General features: G+C 61.6%; 10 protein-coding genes and 1 pseudogene. 7 read left to right on the forward strand and 4 right to left on the reverse strand.

Annotated features, from left to right (window positions below; all coding sequences use genetic code 11):
- Window positions 1–49: 49 nt before the first annotated feature.
- Window positions 50–2,254 carry a catalase/peroxidase HPI gene (gene katG, locus ASF70_RS18490; protein ID WP_062581833.1) on the reverse strand — a complete coding sequence of 735 codons (2,205 nt, stop codon included), beginning with the start codon at window positions 2,252–2,254 and terminating at the stop codon, window positions 50–52.
- Window positions 2,255–2,391: 137 nt separating this feature from the next.
- Between katG and ASF70_RS18495 the strand changes: the two genes are divergently transcribed.
- The gene (locus ASF70_RS18495; protein WP_082471971.1) at window positions 2,392–3,384 is read left to right on the forward strand and encodes a hydrogen peroxide-inducible genes activator; all 993 of its coding nucleotides are present in this window, start codon (window positions 2,392–2,394) and stop codon (window positions 3,382–3,384) included.
- On the opposite strand, the gene ASF70_RS18500 is transcribed toward ASF70_RS18495, so the two are convergent.
- Together ASF70_RS18500 and ASF70_RS18505 are read right to left on the reverse strand one after the other, a co-directional pair.
- The gene (locus ASF70_RS18500) at window positions 3,315–4,748 is read right to left on the reverse strand and encodes a family 16 glycosylhydrolase (protein WP_062581835.1); all 1,434 of its coding nucleotides are present in this window, start codon (window positions 4,746–4,748) and stop codon (window positions 3,315–3,317) included. The genes ASF70_RS18495 and ASF70_RS18500 overlap by 70 nt on opposite strands.
- Before the next feature lie 228 nt (window positions 4,749–4,976).
- The gene (locus ASF70_RS18505) at window positions 4,977–5,882 is read right to left on the reverse strand and encodes a LysR substrate-binding domain-containing protein (RefSeq protein WP_062461655.1); all 906 of its coding nucleotides are present in this window, start codon (window positions 5,880–5,882) and stop codon (window positions 4,977–4,979) included.
- Window positions 5,883–6,041: 159 nt separating this feature from the next.
- Here ASF70_RS18505 and argH point away from each other — a divergent pair, with 159 nt between their 5' ends.
- The 6 genes from argH (at window position 6,042) to speB (ending at window position 12,132) form a co-directional block, all read left to right on the forward strand.
- Window positions 6,042–7,502, forward strand: coding sequence for an argininosuccinate lyase (gene argH / locus ASF70_RS18510; protein WP_062581837.1), 1,461 nt, complete (start codon window positions 6,042–6,044; stop codon window positions 7,500–7,502).
- On the forward strand, window positions 7,499–8,371 hold the full coding sequence (locus tag ASF70_RS18515; protein ID WP_062461649.1) for an amino acid ABC transporter permease: 873 nt from the start codon (window positions 7,499–7,501) through the stop codon (window positions 8,369–8,371). Before argH ends, ASF70_RS18515 begins: the two co-directional genes overlap by 4 nt.
- A gap of 8 nt (window positions 8,372–8,379) precedes the next feature.
- On the forward strand, window positions 8,380–9,150 hold the full coding sequence (locus ASF70_RS18520; protein WP_062581839.1) for an amino acid ABC transporter ATP-binding protein: 771 nt from the start codon (window positions 8,380–8,382) through the stop codon (window positions 9,148–9,150).
- 50 nt (window positions 9,151–9,200) lie between these two features.
- Window positions 9,201–10,034: an ABC transporter substrate-binding protein gene (locus ASF70_RS18525; protein WP_062581841.1), complete on the forward strand. Its 834-nt coding sequence runs from the start codon at window positions 9,201–9,203 to the stop codon at window positions 10,032–10,034.
- A 145-nt stretch (window positions 10,035–10,179) separates the two neighbouring features.
- Window positions 10,180–11,058, forward strand: a complete 879-nt coding sequence (locus ASF70_RS18530; protein WP_062581842.1) for a polysaccharide deacetylase — start codon at window positions 10,180–10,182, stop codon at window positions 11,056–11,058.
- A 21-nt stretch (window positions 11,059–11,079) separates the two neighbouring features.
- On the forward strand, window positions 11,080–12,132 hold the full coding sequence (speB, locus tag ASF70_RS18535; protein WP_062581844.1) for an agmatinase: 1,053 nt from the start codon (window positions 11,080–11,082) through the stop codon (window positions 12,130–12,132).
- Window positions 12,133–12,135: 3 nt separating this feature from the next.
- Here speB and tsaA read toward each other — a convergent pair.
- Window positions 12,136–12,662, reverse strand: a pseudogene (gene tsaA, locus ASF70_RS18540) (tRNA (N6-threonylcarbamoyladenosine(37)-N6)-methyltransferase TrmO).
- Window positions 12,663–12,822 lie beyond the last annotated feature (160 nt).

Raw genomic sequence — 12,822 nt, forward strand, 5'->3', positions numbered from 1 at the left:
GAAAGAGATCGGCCGGGCGCAACGGGTGTTGCGTCCGGCCGGTTTGTTTTTAGGCGCGCAGGTCGAAACGGTCTGCGTTCATCACCTTCACCCATGCGGCAACGAAATCCTTGACGAACTTCATCTTGGCATCGGCCTGGGCATAGATCTCGGCAATCGCGCGCAGCTGCGAATGCGAGCCGAAGATGAGGTCGGCGCGGGTGGCCGTCCACTTTTGTGCGCTGGTGCTGCGGTCGCGACCTTCATAGACGCCACGCTCGCCGGCAACAGGTGCCCAGACGGTGCCCATATCGAGGAGGTTGACGAAGAAGTCGTTCGTCAGCGTCTCCTTGGCATTCGTGAACACGCCGTGCTCAGGTGTGCCGACGTTCAGAACACGAAGGCCGCCGACCAGAACGGTCATTTCCGGTGCCGTCAGGGTCAGAAGCTGGGCACGGTCGACCAGTGCTTCTTCCGCCTGCATGAACTGCGTGCGCTTTTCGTTCACGTAGTTGCGGAAACCGTCGATGCGGGGCTCGAGCGCTGCAAACGACAGGGCGTCGGTCTGCGCCTCGGAGGCATCCATCCGGCCTGGCGAGAAGGGCACGACGACATCGTGACCAGCAGCCTTCGCCGCCTTTTCAACGCCAGCAGCACCCGCCAGCACGATCAGGTCGGCAAGCGAGACCTTCTTTGCACCGGCATGGGCCGTGTTGAAGGCGGTCTGGATGTCTTCCAGCTGACGGAGAACCTTGGAAAGCTGTTCCGGCTGGTTGACGTCCCAGTCCTTCTGCGGGCTCAGACGGATGCGGGCACCGTTGGCACCGCCGCGCTTGTCGGAACCGCGGAAGCTGGACGCCGAGGCCCAGGCGGTGGACACCAGTTCCTGCACCGAAAGACCTGTTGCCAGAACCTTTTCCTTGAGGTTGGCGATGTCAGCATCATCGATCAGCGGATGATCGACCGGCGGAATCACGTCCTGCCAGATCAGGTCTTCGGCGGGCACTTCCGGGCCGAGGTAGCGAACCTTCGGTCCCATGTCGCGGTGCGTCAGCTTGAACCACGCGCGGGCAAACGCGTCGGCAAATTCAGCCGGGTTTTCGAGGAAGCGGCGCGAGATCGGCTCGTAGATCGGGTCGAAACGCAGCGCCAGGTCGGACGTCAGCATCGTCGGCACATGCTTGCGGCCGGGAATGTGGGCGTCGGGCACGGAAGCGTCGGCGTTCTTTGCCTGCCACTGATGGGCACCGCCCGGGCTCTTCGTCAGTTCCCATTCAAAGCCAAACAGGTTTTCGAAGAAGTAGTTGCTCCACTGGGTCGGTGTCTGCGACCAGGTCACTTCAAGGCCGCTGCCGATCGTGTCGGCGCCCATGCCGGTGCCGTGCTTGCTCGCCCAGCCGAGGCCCTGCGATTCCAGCTCGCCGCCTTCCGGGTCGGTTCCGACCAGCGACGGATCGCCGGCGCCATGGGTCTTGCCGAACGTGTGGCCGCCGGCGACCAGCGCCACGGTTTCCTCGTCGTTCATCGCCATGCGGGCAAAGGTGCTTCTGATGTCGCGGGCCGAGGCCAGCGGGTCCGGATTGCCGTTCGGGCCTTCCGGGTTGACGTAGATGAGACCCATCTGCACGGCGCCGAGGGGTTCGGCCAGCTCGCGCTCGCCGCTATAGCGCTCGTCGCCCAGCCAGCTGCCTTCGGGACCCCAATAAAGTTCTTCCGGCTCCCACACGTCGGCACGGCCGCCGGCAAAACCGAAGGTCTTGAAGCTCATCGATTCCAGCGCGACGTTGCCGGTCAGGATCATCAGGTCGGCCCAGGAGATCTTGTTTCCGTATTTCTGCTTGATCGGCCACAGAAGGCGGCGAGCCTTGTCGAGGTTGACGTTGTCAGGCCAGCTGTTGAGCGGTGCGAAACGCTGCTGGCCCATGCCGGCGCCGCCGCGGCCGTCGGTGATGCGGTAGGTGCCGGCGCTGTGCCAGGCCATGCGGATGAAAAGACCGCCGTAATGACCGAAATCGGCCGGCCACCAGTCCTTGCTATCGGTCATCAGCGCATGAAGGTCCTGCTTCACGGCGTCGAGATCGAGCGTCTTGAATTCTTCGGCATAATCAAACGACTTGCCCAGCGGGTTGGCCAGTGCCGTGTGGGTATGCAGAATCTGAACGTTTAGCTGGCTTGGCCACCAGTCGCGGTTCGAGCGACCGCGCGGCGTATTGCCCTGGGGGTTCTGGCCATGTGCAACGGGACACTTGCCCGCAGTGTCAGTTTTCGTGTCCATGACATTCTCCTTAGATTGTCTGTGTGCATTGCATGAAAAGGGGAGGATTGTGTGTCGCAACCCGGTGTCTCAAGTCCTACAGGAACATTTCGATAAATTTAAGTTGGATTTCCTGATGGTTGCGATAATTTCACCTTATGACCAATTTTACTCTCAAACAGCTCCGCTATTTCGAGGCTTTGGCGCGCGACGCGAGTTTCCGCAAGGCGGCTGAAGCCTGCGCCATCTCTCAGCCTGCGCTGTCGATGCAGATCAAGGAACTCGAGGATCAAGTCGGTCGCGCCCTGTTCGACCGGGGCACGCGCGACGTCCGGCTGACCGCGTTCGGAGAGCTTTTTGCGCTCCGGGCGCGCGACATCGTGCGGGCCGCCGACGAACTCGCGGATCTGTCGCGCGCGTCGCGGGACCGGTTTCTGTCGCGGCTTCGCATCGGCGTCATCCCGACCGTTGCACCCTATCTGCTTCCATCTGTTATCAACGAGCTCAACCGGGCATTCGACGGGATCCGGGTCGAGATCCGCGAAACGCAGACGACCAGACTGGTGCAGGAAGTGATGCAGGGCGGGCTCGATGTGGCGATCGTCGCGCTGCCGGTCTCCGAGCCGTCACTGACGGAGCTCAAACTGTTCGACGAGGAATTCGTGCTGGTGCGCAGCCGTGAGGATGGCGACAAACCGGTGCCGGAGCCGGATGCGCTCAAGGAAATGCGGCTTCTTCTTCTCGAAGAGGGGCATTGTTTTCGCGATCAGGCGCTGTCTTTCTGCGGCATCGGGTCGAACCGCCCGCGCGAGATCCTGTCGCGGGAAATCATGGAGGGAAGCTCGCTGTCGACGCTGGTGCAGATGGTCGGAGCCGGCATCGGCGTCACCCTCATTCCGGAAATGGCGGTGCCGGTCGAGACCCGCTCTGCGCGGGTCTCCATTTCGCGTTTCCAGTCGCCGCCACCGGCCCGCAGCATCGGCATGATCTGGCGCAATTCGACGCCGCTCGCCAAGCAGTTGCTGCAAGTGGCCGACGTGGTGCTTGGTGCGGCCGCCATCATGCGGCAGCAGCAGACGGCCTATACTAGGCCGTCGTCCGAAGCGCTCGAGATCGACGACGTAGGCGCTGCATCGTCGTTGATCTCGTAGGCATGGATATAGTCGATGACCATCTTGGCTCCGCCGGACAGATCGCCCGGCTTGCCGGCCGCGCCGCCGACGGCCAGATTGACCAGAAGGTACATCGGGTCATGCATGTCTGACGGTGTCTCGGCGCTGGCGATTGCCACGTCGTCGAAATACCAGACGATTTCCTCTTCGGTCCACAGCATGCCGTAGGTGTGGAAGCCTTCGGTGCTGGGAACGCTGATCGCCGAGGTCTGGGTGGTCTGCTTGCCGGTCTCATTGGAATGCGCGGAAACATGCACCGTGTTCGGGTCCTGGCCGCGCATTTCCACCACGTCGATTTCCGGCGGCCATGAGCCATCCTCAGGCAGCAGCCAGAAGGCTGGCCATGTCGCCTGGTCGGTCGGCATGTCGGCGCGCATTTCGAAATAGCCGTAGGTCTGCGAGAATGTCGAATAGGTGTTCAACATTCCGGACACGTAGTCGTAGCCGTTGACCGCGTCCGAGATCGCATCCGGCGTATTCTTGGCGGTGATCGTCAGCGCTCCGTTTGAGACCGAGAACGGGCTGTAGCCGGCGGTCGGCGCATAAAGCGGGTTCACGTACCATTGGCTTTCGCCATTCGTCGGCAGGGAACTGCCCTGGTCCGGCGCCCAGTGGAAGTTTGCGTCCCACGTGCCGCTCGTGCCGTTATTCAGGGAAAGCGCGGTGAACTCGTCGCCGAATGTCTTCGTCAGGACCGAGCGGTCGAGGCTGAGCGCAAACTGGTCGGCAGACAGGTCATCGGCTGTCGTGCCGGCGAATACGAGGCTGTCGCCGTCCCCGAGGTCAAGCCGCAGATTGGCGCCTTCCTGGGTCAGGCTGTTGCCCACCTGTTCGAATGAGGTGAAGCTGTAGCCATCGAGGCGGATCTTGTCGTCGGCACTGAAATCGGTGATCAGGTCGCTGCCATTGCCCTTGGCGACGATAAATGTGTCGGCCCCGCCGCCGCCGGTCAGCACGTCGTTTCCTGCGCCGCCATCGAAGGTCTGGCGCGAGGACGAGCCCGAGATGATGTTGTCAAGTTCGTTTCCGAAGGCGAAGCGATTGTCACCGGTGACGCGCAGGTTTTCGATATTGTCCGGCAGCGTGTAGCTCATCCAGGTATCGACCGTGTCGATGCCCTGGCCTGCCGCTTCAGCGGCCCGGTTGATGCTGGAATAGAGGTAATAGACGTCGTCGCCGGCGCCGCCGCTCATGGTCACGTTGACGGCGCTGTCGCCGTACATGGAGTCATTGGCCGCTGTGCCTGATAGTGCGGTGCCGGCACCCGTCGCCGAAATCCAGGCTTTGGATGTGCCGCTGTAATACAAGGTTTCGCCAAGGGCGTTCAAAACGGTTTTGGTCATCAAAGTGTCTCCTGTTTGAAAAACGTTGACCTTTGGTCTTCTCCTCCGTTTCGTTAGAGCTCCCTGTTTCAGGCTACCGCGTCGATGCTGCACCGCACAGCGCGAACCGCTGGAGGGCTGAACAAGCTGTTCCCATTTCTGGACGCGACTGTTCGTGCCGTCCTTTTTTGCGACAGAAGCGTGCGGGCATGGGGCAGGTGTGCCAGATCTGGCTGTGGACAGTCGCGGTTACGGGCGATCCAGTTCAGGTCCCAGCTGCGCGGTCAGCCATGTCTTGAATGTCAGCATGGACGGGCTGGAATGGATATGGGGCGTGCTGAACCAGTAGCCGAAATCGCTCCGGTAACCGAGGCCGGCCGGATTGATGAGCCTGCCGGTAGCTATCTCGTCGAGGATCAGGCCGCGCGGGATCAGTGCCAAGCCCTGGCCGGCAAGTGCGGCGCGGATCACCATCGTGTAATAGCCGAAGCGGGTAATGTGGCGAACAGTAGCCCCGTCGCGGTTGTGATGAGCTACAAAATGTTGCCAGTGAAACGGCGTCTGGGGATGTTCGAGCATCACGTGTTCGGCAAGGTCGTCGATGTCACAAGGCGTTCCGGCCTTGGCGAAATAGTTCGGTGCGCTCACCAGAAGCACGTCTTGACCGAAGAGATAGGTGCTGTTGTCTCGGTGTTGTGGCGTCGCCGCAAACTCGAAAATGCCGTCCGGGACTTCAGACTGCGATGGCGAGATGAAGGTCGTGAACTGCACCTCGATGTCAGGATGCTGTTCCGCAAACAGATGAAACTTCGGCAACAGCCAGCGATCGCCGAAAATCGGCAGGACCTGCAGGCGCAGCACGCCCGGGCCGGGCTTCAGCCGTGCGACCAGCAGGGCCGCATCCTCCATGGCCTTCAGGGCCGTGCGCGCGTGGTCGATATAGATGCGGCCGGCCTCGGTTGCCACCATGCCGCGCGGCGTGCGCAGGAAGGCGGGGCTGCCGATCAATTCCTCCAGCGCCAGCAGCTGCTTGCTCACAGCACTCTGGGAGAGCGCCGTCGTTTCCGCGGCAGCACTCGTCGATCCGCGTTCGGCCACCGCCAGCAGAACCTGAAGCGATGCGGTGGACGGCAGGCGCCTGCGACGTTGCTCCATCAGGGTCTCGCTGTTTTATCGGGATGCGTTCGATCCATTATCGCCAGCGCGTCGTTTTGCGCTAGTCGTTTTTGTCATAGGGCCAAGGAAATAAGTTCGCTTGCCCATTCGTGGTGCACATGGGATCCCTGCCCATTATCTGAACAGAAGGGTTTGCTCATGTCGGCATCCGCGCAGCTCTGGGGTGGACGTTTCAAGTCCGGTCCTTCCGAAGCTCTGGCCAATCTTTCACGGGCACCTGCCTCCTATTTCCGTCTCTATCGCGAAGACATCGCCGGCTCCCGGGCGCATGCGTCCGAGCTGAAGCGCGCCGGCGTGCTGGATGCGGCCGAGTTTTCGGCCATCCGCTCGACGCTCGACACGATCGAGGCCGATGTCGCGGCAGGCCGCGAAACGCCTGTAGCCGGCGATGAGGATGTGCATACGTTTCTCGAGCGGCTGCTGATGGCCCGTCTCGGCGCTCTCGGCGGCAAGCTGCGCGCCGGCCGGTCGCGCAACGACCAGACCGCCAACAACACCCGTCTCTATCTCCGTCGCATGGCACGTGAGCTCTCCGCCGGCCTGATCGACGTCGAGGACGCGATCCGCGAGCAGGCGGCAAAGCATGTCGACACCGTCATGCCCGGTTTCACCCATCTGCAGCCGGCGCAGCCCGTTGTGCTCGGTCATCACCTGATGGCGCATGCGCAGTCGCTGCTGCGCGATCTGGAGCGCTTTGGCGATTTCGACCGCCGTTTCGACCGGTCGCCGCTTGGTGCGGCAGCACTTGCCGGTTCCGGCATCGTCAATCGGCCGGATCTCTCGGCACTTGAGCTCGGGTATTCGGCAGCTGCCGAGAACTCGATCGACTCGGTCGCCTCGCGCGATATCGTCGCCGAATTCCTGTTCATCGCTTCGCTGATCGGCGTCAACCTGTCGCGTCTGGCTGAGGAAATCTGCATCTGGAGCTCCAAGCAGTTCTCCTGGGTGCGCCTGCATGACAGCTATTCCACCGGCTCGTCGATCATGCCGCAGAAGAAGAACCCCGATATCGCAGAGCTGACGCGCGGCATGTCCGGCACGCTGATCGGCAATGTCACCGGCTTCCTTGCCACGATGAAGGCAATGCCGCTCGCCTATAACCGCGATCTTGCCGAGGACAAGAAGGTCCTGTTCGAGACGATCGATACGCTGCAGCTCATCCTGCCAGCCTTTGCCGGCATGGTCGCAACACTTGAGTTCGACGTCGAGAAGCTGAGGGCAGAAGCGCCGCGCGGCTTTACGCTCGCAACGGAAGTGGCCGACTGGCTGGTCAGCCAGAACGTCACCTTTGCCGAAGCCCACGAAATTACCGGCGCTGTGGTGCGCTACTGCGAAGAGCGCGGTCATGATCTTGAAGGGCTCACCGTCGAAGATCTGCCGAAGATCGATCCGCGTCTCGGCCCCGGCCTGCTCGAGGCGATCACGCTCGAACATGCGCTTGCCAGCCGCACCGGTTACGGCTGCACGGCACCCGATGCGGTGCGCGACCAGATCGGCCGGTTCGAGGTAGCGATCGACGCCCGCCGTCAGTTCGCGCTGGAAGAGATCGGCGCAAAGACGGCTGTTGCCGCAAACGCTTCGGAGGCTGGCACCCGATGAGCGCATCCACGACCGTTGCTGCAGACGACAGCACGAAATACGAAGTCGCCCATCTGAAGCTGGTGCCGAAGCGGCATATCGGCCGCAATGTGGCCGCCGGCATCGTCATTCTGCTGATGGCAGCGCTTATCCGCGCCTTCAGCGTCGGCCAGATCGAATGGTCCTATGTGCGCGACTTCCTGTTTGCGCCTGTTATCCTGCAGGGCCTCGTCAACACGCTGGTCATGACGGTTGCTGCCATGGCGATCGGCATCGTGCTCGGCGTCGTCATCGCCATCATGCGCATCTCCGGCAACCCGGTTCTGTCGTGGATCGCGATCGGCTATCTGTGGATCTTCCGCGGCGCGCCGGCACTGCTGCAGCTGATGCTGTGGTTCAATCTGGCGCTGATCTTTCCGACGCTCGGCATTCCCGGCCTGTTCGAATTCCGCACTGTCGATATCATGACGCCGTTTGTGGCCGCCATGCTCGGTCTCGGTATTCAGCAGGGCGCCTATACGTCGGAAGTGGTGCGAAGCGGCCTTCTGTCGGTTGATAGTGGCCAGTATGAAGCGGCCCGCACGATCGGCATGACGCAGATGAAGATGCTGCGCCGCATCGTTCTGCCGCAGGCCATGCGCGTCATGGTACCGCCCGTCGGCAACGAGGTGATCGGCATGGTCAAGCTCACCTCGCTTGCCAGCGTCATCCAGTTTTCCGAAATCCTGCACAATGCGCAGGTCATCTACTACGCCAACACCCGCGTTCTCGAACTGCTGCTGGTGGCAAGCTTCTGGTATCTCGTCGTGGTGTCCGTTCTGTCCGTCATCCAGCAGCGCATCGAGCGCTATTACGGACGCGGATCGAAGTCTATCAGAGCATCGATGTGAGGTTGGACATGACGAAAGATATTCTGGTCAAGGCAATCGACGTCACCAAGAGCTTCGATGCGTTCAAGGCGCTCGACAAGGTGAGCCTCGAAGTCCGGCGCGGCGAGGTCGCCTGCATTGTTGGACCCTCCGGTTCCGGCAAGAGCACGTTCCTGCGCTGCATCAACCTTCTCGAGCGGATGGACGAAGGTGCGATCTGGGTCAATGACGAGCTGATGGGCTATCGCCGCGAAGGCGACAACCTGCATGAACTTGCCGACAAGGAAATATCCCGCCAGCGTCGCCGCATCGGCATGGTTTTCCAGCGCTTCAACCTGTTCCCGCATCAGACGGCTGTCGAAAACGTCATGGAAGGACCGGTCCAGGTTCTCGGCCAGCCGGTCGCCAAGGCGCGCGAGGATGCGCTTGCGCTTCTCGCCCGCGTCGGCCTGTCCGACAAGGCGAACCATTACCCTTCCGAACTTTCCGGCGGCCAGCAGCAGCGCGTCGCGATCGCCCGTGCCATGGGCATGCAGCCTGATCTCATCCTGTTCGACGAGCCGACGTCGGCGCTCGATCCGGAGCTCGTGTCTGAAGTGCTCGACGTGATGAAGGATCTGGCGGCGTCCGGCATGACCATGATCGTCGTCACCCATGAAATGGGGTTTGCACGCAACGTTGCCAACACCGTCACGTTCATGGAAGCGGGCAAGGTCGTTGAAACCGGCCCCGCTTCGGAAGTGTTGTCGGCGCCGAAAAGCGCGCGCACCGCGGAATTCATCCGGGCGGTCCATAACTGACCGCCTTCACGTTCAACCAGTCGACCAAAAACAAGAGAACAGGGGATATCATGACCAAGACATTCGCAATCGTCGCCCTCGCAGCCGTTGCTGCCGCAAGCTCGGTTTCAGCTCAGGCCCTGCCGGAGCGTATCAAGACCGCCGGCAAGATCGTCGTTGCCAACACGCCGAACTATCCGCCGATGGAATACAAGGACCCGGCCACCAACACGCTGATGGGCCTTGATATCGATCTTGGTCTGGCGCTTGCCAAGCAGCTCGGCGTGACGGTCGAATGGTCGGATATCGGCTTTGAACAGATGGTGCCGTCGGTTGCCACCGGCCGCGTCGACATCATCCATTCGGGCATGAGCGATCTGCCGAAGCGTCGCGACGCTCTCGATTTCGTCGACTACATGAAGTCCGGCGCCCAGTTCTACACGACGGCAGCCCGCAAGGATGAACTGAAGTCCGAAACCGATCTCTGCGGCAAGAATGTCGGCATGAGCCGCCGCACGTCCTTCCCGGACGAAACGGCAAAGTGGAGCGCTGCCAACTGCGAAGCCAAGGGCCTGCCGGCCGTCAAGGTCGTCGGCACTGAAGGTTCGGCCGATGCCCGCACCCAGCTGAAGCAGGGCCGCGTCGATGCCGCCGTCCAGGGTTCGGAAACCGTTCCCTACCTGATGACGCTCGAGAAGGGTGCGTATGTTTCGATCGGCGCGCCGTTCACTGCCATCTACCAGGGCATCGGTTTCTCCAAGAAGGACACCGAACTGCGTGACGCCTATATCGGCGCGATGAAGGCCCTGATGGCCAGCGGCGAATACAAGACGATCCTTGCCAAGTGGAACCTGGAATCGGCTGCCCTCGACGGCATCTACGTCAACAGCGAAGCCCAGAAGTAAGCTTTCACGTTTTGCAAAACGGGTGCCTCCGGCCTGATCTCCTTCAGGCCGGACGGTCGGCGGACCAGTCCGTTTTGCATCGGAAGCCGGGCTATCTGTTCAGCGGTGGCCCGGCTTTGCATTCTTCCCGACCGGAGGTTTTATAATGCCCTTCGACCTTTCTCCCCGTCCGCTCAATCCGGCGCCTGTCACACCCGCCATGGTTTGGCCGAACGGCGCGAAAAGCGCTCTCTTCATCGGCTTCGACGTGGACGCGGAAACCGCCTGGATCGGCAACAATCCTTCCAATGTCGATCGCATGGTTACGACGTCGCATGGCGGCTACGACGCCCGCGTCGGCATTTCGAAAATCGTGTCGCTGATGGATGAATTGTCGCTGCCGGCGACCTTCTTCATTCCCGGCTGGACGGCATTGGCGCATCCCGCCCAGTGCGAAGCGATCCTGAAAGCTGGCCACGAGATCGGCCATCACGGCTATCTCCATAAGCTGCCCGACCGCGACAAGCTGGATGAGGCTTTCGAGGAAATCGATCGCGGCTATGAGGCGTTGCAGCAGGTGCTCGGCGTGCGGCCGATCGGCTACCGCGCACCATCGGGTGAGAATTTCCCGGAACTGCTCGCCTATCTCTCGAAATCCGGCATGCGCTATTCCAGCTCCTTCCGCGACGATATCCTGCCTTACAGGCATGCGGATCATGGCGGCGAGCGCGGTCTGATCGAGATCCCGGTCAACTTCGCCTTCGACGACTGGAATTTCGGCATGACGAGCCGCACCAGTTCACGGCCGATCTTCGGACGCGACGCGGTGCTGCAGCTGTGGATTGACGAATTCGAGGCGACACATGCTTGGGGCGGCGTCACGACGCTGGTCCTCCATCCGCAGGTTTCGGGACGGCCGATGCGCTGGCATCTGCTGCGCGATTTCCTGATCCATGTGCAAAGCAGAACCGATGTCTGGATTGCCACGGGCGCCGAGATATCGGACCATTTCGACGCGCTGGAAGCGGCCCGCGCAGAGCTTTAAGAAAGACCTGGAGAAACCGACATGACGTTCGACACGAAAAAGCTGGAAGAGCTTCGAGCAAAATACGGCGAAGGCCACGGCGGCAGCATCCATGATCCGGAATTTCGCGCCGTCGCCGACCGGATCTTTTCCGCAAGCGGCACGCGCTCGGCCCCCTATGCGGGCGTTCCGACGCTTCTCGATGCGCCGCTCGTCCACATCGATGCGGACAATCCGGATTTCGGCGATCTTCAGGTAGCGCTGATCGGCGTGCCGATGGATCTCGGCGTCACCAACCGTCCGGGCTCCCGCTTCGGGCCGCGGGCGCTACGCACGATCGAGCGCGTCGGTCCCTATAACCACGTTCTGAAGACAGCGCCGACCTTCGAGGTGAAGGTGGCCGATATCGGCGACGTGCCGTTCCGCAGCCGTTACCGGCTGGAGATGAGCCATGACGATATCGAGGCGCATTTCAACAAGGTCGTCGATGCGGGCGTGATCCCCTTGTCGGTCGGCGGCGACCATTCGATCACGCATCCGATCCTCAAGGCGGTCGGCCGCGACCGACCGGTCGGGATGATCCATATCGACGCCCATTGCGATACGGGCGGCGCCTACGATCTCACCAAGTTCCACCATGGCGGCCCGTTCCGCAACGCGGTTCTCGACGGCGTGCTTGATCCGACACGGGTCATCCAGATCGGCATTCGCGGCGCGGCGGAGTATCTCTGGGAGTTCTCCTTCGAAAGCGGGATGACCGTCATTCATGCCGAAGAGATCGGCAAGATGGGCATCGACGCCGTCATCGCCAAGGCGCGCGAGATTGTCGGCGATGGCCCGACCTATCTGTCCTTCGATATCGACAGCCTCGATCCGGCCTATGCGCCCGGCACCGGCACGCCTGAAATCGGCGGGCTCACCAGCCGTCAGGCGCTCGATATCCTGCACGGGCTAAAGGGTCTGAATTTCGTCGGCGGCGACGTCGTCGAAGTGGCGCCGCAATACGATACGACCACCAACACGGCGCATGCGGGCGCCCAGATGCTGTTCGAAATCCTCAGCCTGATCCGTTTCAGCCCGGCACTGAAGGGCTGAGCATCAAGCTTTCTGACAGTAATGCGCCGTCGGTGCATTACTGTCAGGCTCGGCTTCGCCTGGCTGCGGCGACACGATCGGCTTGAACAGGCTCCGGTCGGGCTTGAGGTCAAGAAGCGGCGTGCCGTCGAGGCAATCCATGCCGCGCACCAAAAGCACATTGCCCTCGACGCCTTCGAGAACCACGATGGACGTGCCGATCGGGTTCGGTCTGACAGGGGAGCGCAGCGAGAAGGTGCCGTGCACCTTGCCGCTGCTGGCGGGCTCTGCAGAACCAGATCGCGGCGCGCCTGATGCAGCCAGTAGAGGATTTCCAGCCTCTCGAATGTCTCGACGCCCTTCAGGGCCGCAACCCAGGGCTCGAATATCTCGATCCGGCAGATCGGTCCGGTATGGCTGCCCTGACGCGGCGTTTCGCTGCGTGCGGTCCAGGGGGTCGAAATGCGTCCGATGAAGATCAGCCCCGCATCGTTCGCCTCCGGCGGCGTGACCTGAACCTCGTTCTCGCGGATGCCGTTATCGTGCGCCATGTCGTTCTCCGATCAACTGGTTCTGCTCCACGTTTCGCGAAGCAACCAGATCTCCCCAGCATGGCTGAAATACTGCTGTTTCGCAAAATGTGAAGCTGCGCGGAACAGTTTCCCGCTTTTCGGATTTCTTATTGCGAATAATTTGCAACTACGATCTTTA

It is taken from the genome of Rhizobium sp. Leaf321, from assembly GCF_001423215.1.
Classification (GTDB): domain Bacteria; phylum Pseudomonadota; class Alphaproteobacteria; order Rhizobiales; family Rhizobiaceae; genus Neorhizobium; species Neorhizobium soli.